Source organism: Sphingobacterium sp. MAE, from assembly GCF_056711605.1.
Window position 1 is genome coordinate 1,572,205 of the sequence record NZ_CM160044.1, and the last position, 15,322, is coordinate 1,587,526.

12 protein-coding genes are annotated in these 15,322 nt (G+C 38.8%); all 12 read left to right on the forward strand.

Translation table 11 applies throughout. The features are described 5' to 3' along the window. Window positions 1-3: 3 nt before the first annotated feature. The 12 genes from AC06G9_RS06600 (at window position 4) to kdpB (ending at window position 15,320) form a co-directional block, all read left to right on the forward strand. Window positions 4-2,460 carry a glycoside hydrolase family 31 protein gene (locus AC06G9_RS06600; protein ID WP_094773535.1) on the forward strand — a complete coding sequence of 819 codons (2,457 nt, stop codon included), beginning with the start codon at window positions 4-6 and terminating at the stop codon, window positions 2,458-2,460. Between the two features lie 27 nt (window positions 2,461-2,487). Continuing rightward, entirely contained in the window at window positions 2,488-4,398 is a 1,911-nt protein-coding gene (gene glgB / locus AC06G9_RS06605) for a 1,4-alpha-glucan branching protein GlgB (RefSeq protein WP_480957757.1), read from the forward strand. Further along, window positions 4,398-5,816, forward strand: coding sequence for a glycogen synthase (locus tag AC06G9_RS06610; protein WP_480957758.1), 1,419 nt, complete (start codon window positions 4,398-4,400; stop codon window positions 5,814-5,816). Before glgB ends, AC06G9_RS06610 begins: the two co-directional genes overlap by 1 nt. Window position 5,817: 1 nt before the next feature. Continuing rightward, window positions 5,818-7,089, forward strand: coding sequence for a glucose-1-phosphate adenylyltransferase (locus AC06G9_RS06615; RefSeq protein WP_045752930.1), 1,272 nt, complete (start codon window positions 5,818-5,820; stop codon window positions 7,087-7,089). 136 nt (window positions 7,090-7,225) lie between these two features. Beyond that, on the forward strand, window positions 7,226-7,786 hold the full coding sequence (locus AC06G9_RS06620; RefSeq protein WP_480957759.1) for a DUF2306 domain-containing protein: 561 nt from the start codon (window positions 7,226-7,228) through the stop codon (window positions 7,784-7,786). 1 nt (window position 7,787) lies between these two features. Then, the gene (locus AC06G9_RS06625) at window positions 7,788-8,711 is read left to right on the forward strand and encodes a YARHG domain-containing protein (protein WP_045752928.1); all 924 of its coding nucleotides are present in this window, start codon (window positions 7,788-7,790) and stop codon (window positions 8,709-8,711) included. Window positions 8,712-8,784: 73 nt separating this feature from the next. Then, window positions 8,785-10,122, forward strand: a complete 1,338-nt coding sequence (locus AC06G9_RS06630; RefSeq protein ID WP_480957760.1) for a sigma-54-dependent transcriptional regulator — start codon at window positions 8,785-8,787, stop codon at window positions 10,120-10,122. A gap of 610 nt (window positions 10,123-10,732) precedes the next feature. Then, window positions 10,733-10,873 carry a hypothetical protein gene (locus tag AC06G9_RS06635; RefSeq protein WP_260946097.1) on the forward strand — a complete coding sequence of 47 codons (141 nt, stop codon included), beginning with the start codon at window positions 10,733-10,735 and terminating at the stop codon, window positions 10,871-10,873. A 180-nt stretch (window positions 10,874-11,053) separates the two neighbouring features. Further along, complete coding sequence (locus AC06G9_RS06640; RefSeq protein WP_248754303.1) at window positions 11,054-11,413, forward strand: DUF7674 family protein; 360 nt, start codon at window positions 11,054-11,056, stop codon at window positions 11,411-11,413. 13 nt (window positions 11,414-11,426) lie between these two features. Continuing rightward, the gene (kdpF, locus tag AC06G9_RS06645; RefSeq protein WP_414713137.1) at window positions 11,427-11,504 is read left to right on the forward strand and encodes a K(+)-transporting ATPase subunit F; all 78 of its coding nucleotides are present in this window, start codon (window positions 11,427-11,429) and stop codon (window positions 11,502-11,504) included. A 40-nt stretch (window positions 11,505-11,544) separates the two neighbouring features. After that, complete coding sequence (kdpA, locus tag AC06G9_RS06650; protein ID WP_346572440.1) at window positions 11,545-13,233, forward strand: potassium-transporting ATPase subunit KdpA; 1,689 nt, start codon at window positions 11,545-11,547, stop codon at window positions 13,231-13,233. Window positions 13,234-13,310: 77 nt separating this feature from the next. Then, window positions 13,311-15,320, forward strand: a complete 2,010-nt coding sequence (kdpB, locus tag AC06G9_RS06655; protein ID WP_480957761.1) for a potassium-transporting ATPase subunit KdpB — start codon at window positions 13,311-13,313, stop codon at window positions 15,318-15,320. Window positions 15,321-15,322: the final 2 nt, after the last annotated feature.

Genomic DNA, 15,322 nt, shown 5'->3' on the forward strand with positions numbered 1-15,322 from the left:
GCTATGGGAGACTCCATTAAAAAAGAGGAATTTGCAAGTGAATTATTAGGTGACGAGACATCCGATGGTACTGTTCACCATGTTAATAACCCTGTACTAGACCTACCGACTATAGAGAAAAAGTATCTGGCTCGAGTCAGATCCTACAGCAAAGATCGGAATACATTTTACTTTACTGATGGGGTCGCAAAAGTCGAAATACGTATTGTTTCAGATGAAATTATTCGTGTTCGTTTAGCACCACAAGGTTCTTTTTTGGATGACTTTTCCTATGCCGTTATCGATACCGATCAACATGCGGTATCCTTTTCTGTAGATGAGGATGAAACCAGTTTTTATGTAAAAACAAATAAAGTGATTTGTGCGATTCGCAAAGCAGACTTTTTGGTTTCATTTCAAGACTTATCCGGTAAAGTCTTTAGTGCCGATGACAAACCCATGCATTGGGAAGAAAATCCTGATTTTGGAGGCTACTATGTCTACTGTAGTAAAAAAGCACATGAAGATGAAGCATTCTTTGGTTTAGGAGATAAAGCCACGAATCTTAATCTGCGCGGGAAACGTTTTAAAAATTGGAATTCTGATACCTATGGGTATGCTTTTAATCAAGATCCTCTTTACAAAACAATTCCTTTTTATATTGGTGTGACGGGGGGTGAAGCATATGGTATTTTCTTTGATAATACGTTTAGGACATTCTTTGATTTTGCTTCTGAAAATAAACAACGTACGAGTTTTTGGTCTGAGGGGGGAGAGATGCAATATTATTATATCCATGGACCCAATATGATGGATGTAGTAAAACGTTATCACAGCATTACGGGTACCCATTTTATGCCTCCGCTCTGGGGTATCGGTTATCATCAATGTCGTTGGAGTTATTACCCGGAGCAAAATGTAAGAGAAGTTACAGCTGAATTTAGAAAAAGAGAAATTCCTTGTGATGCCATTTATTTGGATATTGACTATATGGATGGATACCGCTGTTTTACTTGGAATAAACAATATTTTCCAGACCCTAAAAAAATGATTTCAGACTTGGCTGCCAATGGTTTTAAAACTGTAGTCATGATCGATCCCGGAATTAAGGTCGACGAAAATTACTGGGTATTTAAGGAAGGTCAGGAAAATCGGTACTTCTGTCGTCGTGGAGATGATTATTTTATGGAAGGTTTTGTATGGCCAGGAAGATGCCAGTTTCCTGATTTTACAAACCCAAGTGTAAGGGAATGGTGGGGCACTTTGTACAAAGGCTTGGTGGATGATGGTGTGGCTGGATTTTGGAATGACATGAATGAACCAGCCGTATTTGGAAGAGGTACTTTCCCGGATGATGTCCGCCACAATTACGATGGATACCGAGGATCTCACCGTAAAGCCCATAATGTATATGGTATGCAAATGGTTCGATCCACTTATGATGGCTTGAAAAAACTATATAAAAATAAACGCCCGTTTACGATCACTAGGGCAGCATATGCTGGCACCCAACGTTATTCATCCGTGTGGACAGGAGATAATATTGCGACATGGGAGCATTTGCGTATAGGACTTCTTCAGTTACAAAGACTGTCTGTGTCAGGGTTATCTTTCTGCGGAACAGATATTGGAGGATTTACGGGTGAACCGGATGGTGAACTATTTACGCGTTGGATGCAATTTGGCGTCTTTTCTCCATTTATGCGTGTGCATTCTGCAGGTGATACGCGTGATCGCGAACCTTGGAGTTTTGGACCAGAGTGGGAAGCAATATGCAAGAAATTTATTGAAATGAGGTATAAGTTATTGCCTTATATCTATACGGTATTTTGGCAGCAACATCGTTACGGCGAACCGATATTAAGACCGATCTCTTTGGTTGAACAACATATTCCGAAAAATTTAATTCGGGAAGAAGAATTTTGTTTCGGTGATAAAATTTTAGTTTCACCAGTATTAAATCCGGGTCAAAAAAATAAAGTGGTTTACCTACCGGAAGGAGACTGGTATTATTATTTCAATTTACAACCATACGCAGGTTCGCAGGAGCATACGATCGATACACCTTTGGATGAGATGCCTATTTTTGTTAAAGGTGGAAGTGTCATCCCAGAATATCCCGTTATGCAATATACCTTTGAGCACAAAATAGATGCACTGAAACTCAATGTATATTACAGCAAGGGCAAGTTTGACTCGTACATCTATGCAGACCATGGTGATACTTTTGCTTATGAACAGAGTGTCTATGCTGAAAAACACTTCCTGGTAGAAGGAACTGACAATAGTCTGGTGATATTGCAACAAGTAGAAGGGCTGTACAATGAAAGGTTCGATGATTATAAAATCTATTTAGTAGGAATTCCCTTTGAAATAAAAACAATCAAAGCAGATGGTGTCGAAGTTAGCCTGTCAAAAGATGAATTGGGCAACGAATACGTTTTGATAGAAAAAGATTTTAGAAATTTAATTATAGCATAATTTACGATTATTAAACCTCATCGAATCATGGGTCACCCAGTAGAAGTTTTTTCGTTGCTTACAGCATTTGATGTATCCTTATTTAGGGCTGGAAGACATTATAAATTGTATGAGAAATTTGGTTCTCATGTTGTTGAACACGGTGGCAATTCTGGTGTTTACTTTGCCGTTTGGGCTCCCAATGCCAGTGAGGTTTCGGTAACAGGAAATTTTAATGGTTGGAATCCACAAACCCATGGATTGCATGTGCGTTGGGATGGCAGTGGTATTTGGGAAGGTTTTATTCCTCATATCGGTACTGGAGAGGTCTATAAGTACCATATTCAGTCGACCAACGGCGAACGATTGGAAAAAGCAGATCCTTTTGCTCTGATCTGCGAATTACCCCCAAAGACTGCATCCATTGTCGGTACAACTTGGTATGAATGGGAAGACTCCAGTTGGATTTCGCAGCGCGCTGAATTCAATAGTTTGGACAAGCCAATGTCTGTTTATGAAATGCACTTAGGATCGTGGCAGCGCGACCCAGCGGATCCTGAACGGTTGCTGTCCTACCGTGAAATTGCAGACCGGTTGGTCCCCTATATCCTAGAGACAGGATTTACACATGTCGAGTTTTTGCCCGTTATGGAACATCCTTTTTATCCTTCTTGGGGATATCAGATAACCGGATATTTTGCTGCATCATCTCGCTATGGAGGGCCTCAAGATCTGATGTATTTGATTGAATCACTACACCGAAATCATATCGGTGTGATTCTGGACTGGGTTCCTTCGCATTATCCTGGTGATGCACATGGATTACATCGTTTTGATGGCAGCTGTCTTTATGAACATGAAGATCTAAGAAAAGGATTTCACCCAGACTGGAAATCGTATATCTTTAATTACGGAAGAAATGAAGTACGATCTTTTTTGATCAGTAATGCGCTCTTTTGGTTAGATCGCTATCATGTCGATGGACTGCGGGTAGATGCAGTTGCCTCCATGCTTTATTTGGATTATTCCCGAAATGAAGGAGAATGGGAAAAGAACGAATTTGGGGGAAGAGAAAATCTTGAAGCAGTTCACTTTCTCAAAGAACTCAATGAAGCTGTATATCAGCATTATCCTGATGTACAGACGATAGCAGAGGAATCGACGTCATGGCCAGGAGTGAGTAAACCAACATTTGCAGGTGGCTTAGGCTTTGGAATGAAATGGATGATGGGATGGATGCATGATACCCTAGATTACTTCAAAGAAGATCCGATAAATCGGAGTTATCATCATCATAAATTAACTTTTGCGACGGTGTATGCCTATCATGAAAATTTTATGCTGCCTTTATCACATGATGAAGTTGTACATGGAAAACAGTCTCTGTTAGACAAAATGCCAGGTGACGAATGGCAGAAATTTGCCAATTTGCGAGCTCTATATGTATATATGTTCACATTAACAGGTACAAAACTGTTATTTATGGGCGACGAATTTGCACAGACGGCAGAGTGGAATGAAAATAAATCCTTGGATTGGCATTTGTTGGAATATACACCCCATAGCGGTATGCTTAAATTTATCAGCCGATTAAATCATACCTACAAAAACCAGCCTGCGCTATATCAAAGAGCGTTTGTAGAAGAAGGGTTTCAATGGGTTGAACAGGGCGATGATAAAAATAGTGTGTATGCTTATCTCCGAAAAGGATATGAAGAAAAGGATGATTTATTGATCGTCTTAAATTTAACTCCTGTGGTGAGACAAGACTTTCGTGTGGGGGTTCCGAAGAATGGAATCTGGGAAGAAATTTTGAATTCGGACCAACGGGATTTTTATGGAAGTGGTGTAGGTGATCCAGTATATAATTCTAGTACAGTACACTGGATGGGTTTTGATCAATCCATAGTGATGACATTGCCTCCCTTGGGTGGCCTAATATTAAAACGAAAAGCATAATGAAAGTAATACATCTAAGTGTCGAATGTTTTCCTGTAGCCAAGGTTGGGGGATTGGCAGATGTAGTAGGCGCTTTGCCAAAATATCAACGTAAGCTGGGAATTGATGCATCTGTGGTGATGCCTTGGTACGATCGAAAATTTACGCAAGAAAATAAATTTGATCAGATTGCTATGGGTTTTTTCTATCAGGGATCGGAACAGTTGCATTATGAAATATGGAAAGAAGCAAGTGATCAACTTGGATTTCCCTTGTATCTCATCCGAATACCTGGTAAGTTAGATCGGGAAGAGGTGTATTGTTATCCAGATGAGGCGGAGCAGTGGCTGTCTTTTCAACATGCATTTTTACATTGGTTAAAAGCAGATCAAATCATGCCCGATTTGATCAATTGTCATGACCATCATGTTGGATTGGTTCCTTTCTTACTAAAATATAGTCATGACTTTCAACAATTTTCATCTGTAAAAACACTTTTTACAGTTCATAATGGACAGTACCAAGGTTGGATGAATTGGAATAAGGGAATTTTGATGCCAAGTTTTGATACGTGGCGATGGGGACTGCTGGATTGGGATAGTCTGATCAATCCAATGGCGGCGGCAGTTAAATGCTGCGACGCATTTTCTACGGTATCAGAAGGCTATTTGAAAGAATTGTTTGTTGATGCAAATGGATTGCAAGATTTATTTAAGGCTGAATCTCAAAAAGGTTATGGCATCGTGAACGGTATCGATACTGAATATTGGAATCCAATGTTGGATACGCTAATTCATACTCATTACGATTCTACTTCAGTCAAAAAAGGTAAGTATGAAAATAAAAAAGCCTTATGCGAGCAATACAAACTAGACCCTTCACTGCCTTTAATGTCGTTTATTGGTCGATTTGCTATTGAAAAAGGAGCAGATTTATTAGCAGAAATAATTGATCAACTTTTAGGAAAAGTTAAGGCTAAAATGAGTATATTTATTTTAGGCTCTGGAGATCAAGATATACAGGCTGCATTGCAACAGGTCATGGAAAAATACCCGCAACAGTTAGCCGTTTATTTTGGTTATAACGAATCACTAGCACATCAGGTATATGCTGCAACAGACTTGTTGTTGATGCCTTCACGTGTGGAGCCTTGTGGATTAAACCAATTATATGCGCTTCAATACGGGACAATTCCTGTCGTTAGAGGGATCGGCGGTCTCCGAGATACCGTAATTGATATACAAGAGCCTAATGGTTATGGAATTGTATTTCCTGAAGCACGTGTTACCGATGCAACCGAAGGTGTGATCAGGGCTTTAAAAATTGTTGCTCAAGCCGATTTATTATCAGAAGTGAGAGATAAGGAAATGAATTTGGATTTTTCATGGCATAAGTCGGCTCAAAAATACTTGGATTTGTACACTAAATTATTGAATTAATATGTCACACAAAGTAGTCTCTATTGTTTTGGGGGGAGGGCGAGGTACTCGTTTGTACCCTTTGACGGAACAGCGCTCAAAACCAGCTGTACCAATTGCAGGTAAATACCGTTTGGTGGATATTCCGATTTCGAATTGTTTAAATTCTGGATATAATAAAATCTTTGTGCTGACACAGTATAACTCGGCATCTTTAAATAAGCACATTAAAAATGCATATAATTTCAGTATTTTTAGTAAAGGATTTGTAGACATCTTGGCGGCAGATCAGAATAATGAAGGTGATCGTTGGTTTGAAGGAACAGCTGATGCAGTGAGAAGAACCCAAAAGAATTTGTTGAATGTCGATTATGACTATGTGCTGATATTATCAGGAGATCAATTGTATCAAATGGATTACGCCGCGCTAGTCGACTTTCATGTGAAAAACAAGGGCGATGTCACGATTGCTACAATACCCGTAAGCGCTAAGGATGCAACGGGATTTGGCATACTCAAATCTGATGAAAATAATATCATTACTTCCTTTACCGAAAAACCCAATAAAGAAGAATTGGTAAACTGGAGCTCTGAAGTTTCCGAGGAGATGGACAAGCGTGGACGTCATTATTTAGCTTCTATGGGCATCTATGTTTTTTCAAAAGGGATCTTGGCCTCTTTGTTAAAAGAAAATCCAGGAATGGATTTTGGAAAAGAAATCATTCCGGAAAGTATCGATTCTAAAAATGTACTGAGTTACCAATTTGATGGATATTGGACAGATATTGGTACTATAAGTTCTTTCTTTGAAGCAAATATTGGTTTAACAGATGATGTTCCCGATTTCAATCTTTTTAATGAAACAGTGTATACGAGAGCGCGCATGCTGCCTCCCTCCAAAATATCGGGAACCACATTAAATAATACAATCGTAGCAGATGGATGTATTCTCAACGGGGATAAAATTCAACGCTCGCTGATCGGTATTCGTTCCCGTATAGGCCATGGCACAGTCATTAAAAATACGTACATGATGGGTAGTGACTATTATGAGCAATTGGAAGATGTATTAGAACTAGGGAGCACCCAAGCACCTCCACCTGTAGGCGTTGGTGAACGTTGCTATATCGAAAATGCAATCTTAGATAAAAATTGCCGTATTGGCAATAATGTCAGGATAAAGGGAGGAAAGCATCTGAAAGATGGTGATTTCGAGACCTATGCCGTTTGTGATGGTATAGTAGTGGTCAAAAAAGAAGCCGTTATCGTAAATGGTGTAACGATTGGATGTTAAGTTAAATTTCTAAATTAAGGTAATTAACCCTGATTAATTACCTTAATTCTATCAAGTGCTGATCATGATTTCGGACTGGAAAAATACCACCTATAATTTGGTTCTAATATTGCTGTTTACATATAGTTGTATGTTGATGGGCGAGATCACATGGCGATATCGAAATTTTGAATTAGATGCCTCATTTTTACAAATTAAGCAAACCGAGGTTACACAGATTAGTTGGTATAAATATGCCTTTTATATCCATGTCATCTCTGCTGTGCTAGCATTGCCAGCTGGATTTACACAATTCAATAAAACTATATTAAGAAATTACCCCCGCGTACACCATGTACTGGGTTATCTGTATGTTGCTATCATTTTAGGTTGTGCAGCACCTTCAGGTTTTCTAATTGGCATGAAAGCAAATGGTGGACTTATAGCGCAAATTGCGTTTACCGTATTAGCCTGTTTATGGTTTTATTATACGCTCCAGGCTGTCCTAAGAGCAAAGATTGGAGATTTCAAAGCGCATACAAATTTTATGATCAGAAGTTTTGCATTGACATGTTCGGCATTAACTTTGCGCTATTGGAAGGTCATATTAGTATATTTTTTTCACCCTAATCCCATGGATTTATATCAGCTGATTGCCTGGTTAGGTTGGATTCCAAATCTACTACTAGCAGAATGGATTATTAACCAAAATAAATAAGATGAAAAGACTTTTTTTTGCAGTGCTTGGATTTGCCGCACTCGCTTCTTGTCATAACAAAACGAATAAGAAATCTTCAATCCCAACTGATTCAGTTGCAGCTGTTGTTGAAAATGAGATTCACAAAGAATTGTATGGGAATTGGGTAGGTGACTTTACTGTTGATGAAAAGGTCTCTGAAGAAATTCTTCAAAATAAGGGAGAATTTCCAGCTGGATTTGATTACAGTCCTAAAATTAATTTGACAATCAAACGCATTACTGCCGATACGGTAATTGGTCAGAATGTCGTGAAAGGCAATTTAAGGCCATTGGTCGGAAAAATCGAAGAAAACGGAAATGTGATATCATTTATCTTGGATGAGCCAGGTGATAAAAAATCTGATGGACGATTTGAATTTAAATGGAAAAACGATACGCTGGTCGGATCCTGGACCGCTTTTGATCAAGGAGTACATGTTAGAAAGCGTAATTTTAAACTGACGAAAAAGCAGTTTGTATATAATGCCAACCTCATGTTGCCCAATGATGAGCATAGTGAACCATTAATAGATTGGTATGCCTCAAAAAAGGAAACTCAGACAGTTGAAGATGGTGACACAACGTATACCTACATCAATGATCTGTATCGGGCAGCATCTCCAGCAGTATTTAAATTGAATGGTTCAAAAATGAAGTTGACAGAAGGAGATCTGAAAAATCTCAAGAAGTTGGATTTAGAGATTATTCGAAATACAATTTTTGCGAGACACGGCTATGCTTTTACCAAAATTAATGTGCGTCAATTCTTTGATCCTGTAGATTGGTATGTGCCAGTTTCTAACGATGTAACCAAAGAGCTGTCAAAATTGGAACGGGATAACATCGCTATATTGACACGTTTTGAAAAATATGCTACAGATAATTACGATCAATTTGGACGTTAACTATGTTAATATTTCTGGATAATGGTGTATATCGTATAAAAATTATCTAAGTTTGATATCTAAATTTTAAGCATTGAGCACTATCCTAATCATCGAAGACGAAGATAAGATTCGTACATTACTCGCTAGAATAATTACACTTGAAGGCTACGAGGTATTTCAGGCATCAGATCTCAAAAAGGGACTGAAACGATTGGAAGAGCAAGATATTGATGTTGTTATTTGCGACGTCAAATTACCCGATGGGAGTGGCGTAGACAGCACAAAAGTAATCAAGCAGAAATACCCTTGTCTTGAAATTATTTTGTTGACAGCATATGGCAATATACCCGATGGTGTGCAAGCTATGAAAAATGGTGCTTTTGATTATATAACGAAAGGAGATGATAATAATAAGATCATCCCCTTGGTATACAATGCTAGTGAAAAGGTTGCATTGGCAAAACGGGTGCAACAGCTCGAAAGACAGCTTGGTGATCGTTTTTCTTTTGATCAGATTATAGGTAAATCTAAAGCGATCTTGAATGCTATAGATTTGGCTAAAAGGGTTGCTGTAACAGATACAACCGTGTTACTGACCGGCGATACGGGTACTGGAAAAGAAGTTTTTGCGCAAGCAGTACATCAGGCCAGTAGCCGCAGTAAATTTAATTTTGTTGCCATCAACTGTGCGGCATTTAGTAAAGAATTATTAGAAGGTGAACTCTTTGGACATAAGGCTGGTTCTTTTACTGGCGCGATGAAAGATCAAAAAGGACTTTTTGAAGAAGCGAATAAAGGAACTATTTTTTTAGATGAGATTGGAGAGATGCCAATCGAACTTCAAGCTAAGATATTAAGGGTTTTGGAAACTGGTGAATTTCTGAAGATCGGTGAAACAAAAGTAACAAAGGTCGATGTACGTATTATTGCGGCTACGAATCGAAATTTAGAACAAGAGATCGCCAATGAACACTTCCGAAGTGATCTTTTTTATCGTCTTTCGGTATTTAGTATCTATTTGCCAGCATTGCGAGAACGTAAACAGGATATTAGATTATTGGCTCATCATTTTACTCAGATATACTCTTTGCGCGCAAAAAGAAAGGAAATACAGCTTTCCTCTGAATACATTACCGCATTGGAAAATCATGATTGGAAAGGAAATATTCGAGAACTTAAGAATTGTATTGAACGTAGTGTAATCTTATCCGATACCGATGTTCTTGGTGTAGAAACACTTCCGTTTGCTAATTTAACTGTTGCTACTGGAGCAAAAATGTTATCTGCTTTCTCCATGGCTAGTGTAGAAAAATTACATATTCAAAAAGTACTGCAACATACCCAGGGCAATAAATCTGAAGCGGCTCGTCTGTTGGAAATTGGTATTGCAACACTTTATCGTAAGATCGAAGAGTATAAATTAACCTGATGAATATGACTTTTTTATCTATTGACTCGGACTCGCCGATGGATCATCAGACGATCAACTAGAAGTCAAGTTTACGCTTATCCATCCCTTGAGGATATGGATAATCTCTTATTAAATCTCGAAAAAACATTGTTTAAGTTGTTTAGGCCTACTTTTTAAGTATTGTTAGCTTGCCAATAAGTGCAGCTCGTATAAGAGGATATTCGAGTTTTCTTCATACTGAATAGATGCTTTATTCATACTTTATAGAGCATAAATCCGTGTTAAGTCCGTGGTGAGTCCGTGTTAAGTCCACTATTACGATACTTTCAGCATGATATCATTATTTTCTGACCCTGCTTACAGGTATCAGATATCTTGCATTACTTCCTTATTTGTATTGCAGCGTAGGAGCATAGAGTAGATATGAAAACTCCACATCTTCTATAGTCGCGCATCGTATTTATAGAATTAAATCCTTCTATTATGATATAGAGCCTATCAAAATGATAGGCTTTTTTGTTTCTATTTTTTCACCGTTTTACGCTAACCTGTTGTTTTCTAGGTTTTTGGTTTTGTTGCCTTTGACTTGGAATAAAATTGGCATCCTCCATTTCCAAAATGAATACTCATGTTAAATTCAAAATGGAAAAAAATCAGGCAGTACGACCGGTACTGGAAGTGCGGAATCACGCAGGGACTATTGAAACTTGCCTTTGTTGCAATTGTAACTTTTGCAGTAGTAAAATTTGTAGATATCCTAAGTACATAAATTAAGTAGATATGATAACCGTAGTAATGTTACTGTTAGGTGTGATCTGTTTCGCACTGTTTTTTAAATCGATTGACTTTTTTGATCAGATTTAATATAAAACCAGCAGGTAAGTGATCTTGGTCGATAGCAAAAATAATTTCGTTGAGCTCTCTCCAGATATAATAAAGAAGTAATAAGATGAAATCAAAGATGATCAGCACACTGGAAGAATGGCTGCCAGAATCCCGTAGTTGGATTTCGGATCAAGAACTAGGAGACGATACGATAACTGATTATATCGTATTGCGGAAATTAGCAGAAGAGTGTTTAAAAAAGATAAATTCAGGAAATGAGTATGAATATGCGGATGCAGGGGAGATTGCAAAAGTGGTGAATTTGATCTACCAAGGAGGGAATCAATACATCCGTAATGCGATCGAAAATGAATTTCTGACGAAACTATCTACAGAAGAAAGTCCAGCAAGTTTAAAAAAGCATTTAGACATACTGCCTAAGGAATTGAGGAAGGAATATCTAAAAACGATATTAGAAAATTAAAATTAAGAAAACGATGATAGGATTACTTGTAGTAGCGGTAGGCGTGTTTGCATATATCGTATATGTATTACTAAAGCCTGAACAGTTTTAAATCGTCAAACTGTGAATGAAATTATATTTAAAATTTAATTATGAATACAGAAATTATAGCCATAATCGTCATGTTTCTTGGCACGATTGCTTTAGCAATTCCTTTAGGAAAATACATTGCCAAGGTTTATGCAGGAGATAGGACCATTTTTGATCCGGTTTTCAATCCAATTGAAAGATTATTTTATAAGCTAACAGGTATTGATCCAAAGGTTGAAATGAGTTGGAAGCAACATATGGTTGCACTGCTTAGCATCAATATGATCTGGTTCCTGTTGGGGATGCTGGTACTGATGGGACAGGGAAGTTTGCCTTTAAATCCAGACCAAAACCCGAGTATGACAGCAGATCTCGCATTCAATACTGTCATCTCTTTTGTTGTTAATTGTAATTTGCAACATTACTCTGGTGAAACGGGGGTGAGTTATTTGGGACAGTATTGGTTGATGTTTTTACAATTTGTCAGTGCCGGTACAGGTATGGCTGCTGCAGTTACTCTTTTTAGAGCTTTTAGAGATAAAACAGCTACAGATTTAGGCAATTTTTATGAATATTTTATAAAATCCTGTACACGGATTTTACTTCCTTTATCCTTTGTTGTGGCGATCATACTTGCTTTTCAAGGAACGCCTATGACGTTTGAGGGTAAGGATACCATGGTGAGTCTGCAAGGAGATACAGTGGAAGTCTCACGTGGACCTGCTGCAGCATTTGTAGCCATCAAACATATCGGCACAAATGGTGGTGGTTTTTTTGGAACCAATTCGGCTCACCCCTTTGAAAATCCGACTTACCTCAGTAACATGGTCGAAATGGCTGCCCAGATGATCGTCCCATTTGCCATGATCTTCGCTTTCGGTTACTTTATTAAAAGAAGAAAATTATCGTGGATGATGTTTGCCGTGATGACTGTAGGATTTTTGCTATTGGCAATTCCAAATATCAAAATGGAAATGGGAGGTAACCCTGCTCTAACAAGTATGGGGATCGATCAGTCATTGGGTGCAATGGAAGGAAAAGAAATCCGAATTGGTGCAGCGACATCTGGATTCTGGAGCATTGTGACGACCGTGATTTCAACTGGATCTGTCAATTCCATGCACGATAGTTCGATGCCACTTTCCGGAATGAATGAATTACTGGCGATGATGATCAATAGTTTTTATGGAGGTGCAGGTGTCGGTATTCTGAACTTTTTTATCTTCATTATTCTGGCCGTATTTATCAGTGGCTTGATGGTCGGACGTACGCCTGAGTTTTTAGGTAAAAAAATAGAAGCTCGAGAGATGAAAATCGCGATGATCATTGCATTGATTCATCCCTTTCTGATCTTAATCAGCGCCGGTTTAGCAACAGCATTTCCTGGACAGGGAGCCTCTACATTAAACAATCCTGGATTTCATGGATTTAGTGAGATCTTATATGAATATACGTCTTCGTCGGCAAATAATGGGAGTGGATTTGAAGGTTTAGGGGATAATACACCTTGGTGGAATATCAGTACAGGTATCGTTTTGATCCTATCACGCTTCTTGCCGATTATAGGGCCTGTAGCAATTGCTGGTTTGTTGGCTAAGAAAAAGTTTATTCCTGAAGGGGAAGGTACTTTGCAAACAGATACGGCAACTTTTGGGATTCTGGTATTTACAGTAATCATCATCGTGGCAGCATTGTCATTTTTCCCTGCCCTGACCTTAGGTCCTATTGCAGAATATTTTTCTATGCGTTAATCTCACTTGAATGGTAACGGATCGGTGGCCTATATCGTAAAAACGATCATTGCCATCGTCCATATAAATATTTAAAAATGAATAAGAATCAATCATTATTTCAGAGTGACATGTTATTGCAAGCTTGTAGACAGTCTTTCGTGAAATTGAACCCCAAACTGATGTTTCGTAATCCCGTGATGTTTACGGTAGAGATCGGAACTTTTGTGATGCTCATCGTCAGTTTATGGATATTGACAGGAGAAACATCACAAGGTAGTTTTGGTTATAACTTCAGCATATTTCTGATTTTATTGCTTACCCTGCTATTTGCCAATTTTGCTGAAGCTATTGCCGAGGCAAGGGGAAAAGCACAAGCGGACAGTCTGCGAAAAACAAGAGAAGAAACGCCAGCTAAATTGGCAGATGGAAAGATGATTTCTTCCTCACAATTGGTTAAGGGAGATGTTTTTATCTGTGAAGCGGGCGATATCATTCCTTCCGACGGCGAGATTGTTTCGGGGTTGGCAACAATAGATGAAAGTGCGATTACGGGGGAGTCTGCTCCAGTGATCCGCGAGGCTGGTGGGGATAAAAGTAGTGTGACAGGTGGTACCAAGGTACTGTCCGATAAAATACTTGTAAAAGTAACGACTGAACCTGGTGAAAGTTTTTTGGATAAAATGATCGCTTTGGTAGAAGGGGCAAGCCGGCAGAAAACACCAAATGAAATTGCATTGACTATTCTTCTGGCAGGTTTCACTTTGGTATTCATTGTCGTGACCGTGACGTTAAAACCTTTTGCAGATTATGCACAGGCTCCTATCACAATCGCTGCATTTATTTCACTATTTATTTGTTTAATACCCACTACCATTGGCGGGTTATTATCTGCAATTGGTATCGCCGGTATGGATAGAGCTTTGCGGGCTAATGTCATTACCAAAAGTGGAAAAGCTGTAGAGACTGCAGGAGACATCGATGTTTTATTATTGGATAAAACAGGTACGATTACCATTGGTAATCGTAAAGCGACAAATTTCTATCCAACTCGAGGCATAGCCGCTGATCGTCTGGTTAAAGCTGCTGTATTAAGTTCAATGAGTGATGAAACGCCTGAAGGCAAATCAATTATTGAGCTAGCGGGTATTGATCCGATGGCATTCAAAATCAATTCACCGATTTTTATCAAGTTTACCGCAGAGACGAGAAGTTCGGGAATTGATTTTGATCAGACCCGAATCCGTAAAGGGGCGACAGATGCGATCCGTAATATCGTTACGCAGGCCGGAAATGAATTTCCAGCAGATATAACCGATCAGGTTACTAAAATTGCTCAAAATGGAGGTACCCCGTTGGTCGTCTGTGAGAACGAAATTGCGTTAGGAGTCATTGAGCTGCAAGATGTGATAAAACCCGGTATTCAAGAGCGGTTTGAACGTTTACGAAAAATGGGAATCAAAACAGTTATGGTAACCGGAGATAATCCATTGACGGCAAAATATATAGCGGAAAAGGCCGGAGTAGATGATTTTATTGCTGAGGCCAAGCCAGAGGATAAGATGAACTACATTAAGATGGAACAAGCTAATGGCCGTCTGGTTGCGATGATGGGAGATGGGACCAATGATGCTCCTGCATTGGCTCAGGCAGATGTGGGTGTTGCCATGAACAGTGGGACGCAGGCGGCTAAGGAGGCAGGTAACATGGTTGATTTGGATAATGATCCTACGAAATTGATCGAAGTGGTGGAGATCGGTAAACAGTTATTGATGACCCGTGGTACGCTTACTACTTTTAGTATTGCAAATGATGTGGCTAAATATTTTGCGATCATTCCAGCTTTGTTTATCACGGCTATTCCTGCGTTGCAGGGATTAAATATTATGCAGTTACATAGTCCTGAAAGTGCCATCTTATCTGCAGTTATATTTAATGCACTAATTATTCCATTTTTAATACCATTGGCTTTGAAAGGAGTCGCATACAAACCGATTGGTGCAAGCGCACTGTTACGTCGCAACTTGCTCATCTTTGGTGTAGGTGGTATTTTGGTGCCTTTTGTCGGCATTAAATTGATCGACCTGATTGTATCCTTATTTATCTAAAA

Bases quoted from the DNA above. Each gene is read 5' to 3' on its own strand.
- AC06G9_RS06640 (WP_248754303.1), top strand. From the start codon at position 11,054: ATGAAATCAAAGATGATCAGCACACTGGAAGAATGGCTGCCAGAATCC.
- AC06G9_RS06625 (WP_045752928.1), top strand. From the start codon at position 7,788: ATGAAAAGACTTTTTTTTGCAGTGCTTGGATTTGCCGCACTCGCTTCT.
- AC06G9_RS06615 (WP_045752930.1), top strand. From the start codon at position 5,818: ATGTCACACAAAGTAGTCTCTATTGTTTTGGGGGGAGGGCGAGGTACT.
- AC06G9_RS06600 (WP_094773535.1), top strand. From the start codon at position 4: ATGGGAGACTCCATTAAAAAAGAGGAATTTGCAAGTGAATTATTAGGT.
- glgB (WP_480957757.1), top strand. From the start codon at position 2,488: ATGGGTCACCCAGTAGAAGTTTTTTCGTTGCTTACAGCATTTGATGTA.
- kdpF (WP_414713137.1), top strand. From the start codon at position 11,427: ATGATAGGATTACTTGTAGTAGCGGTAGGCGTGTTTGCATATATCGTA.
- AC06G9_RS06620 (WP_480957759.1), top strand. From the start codon at position 7,226: ATGGGCGAGATCACATGGCGATATCGAAATTTTGAATTAGATGCCTCA.
- AC06G9_RS06635 (WP_260946097.1), top strand. From the start codon at position 10,733: ATGTTAAATTCAAAATGGAAAAAAATCAGGCAGTACGACCGGTACTGG.
- kdpA (WP_346572440.1), top strand. From the start codon at position 11,545: ATGAATACAGAAATTATAGCCATAATCGTCATGTTTCTTGGCACGATT.
- kdpB (WP_480957761.1), top strand. From the start codon at position 13,311: ATGAATAAGAATCAATCATTATTTCAGAGTGACATGTTATTGCAAGCT.
- AC06G9_RS06610 (WP_480957758.1), top strand. From the start codon at position 4,398: ATGAAAGTAATACATCTAAGTGTCGAATGTTTTCCTGTAGCCAAGGTT.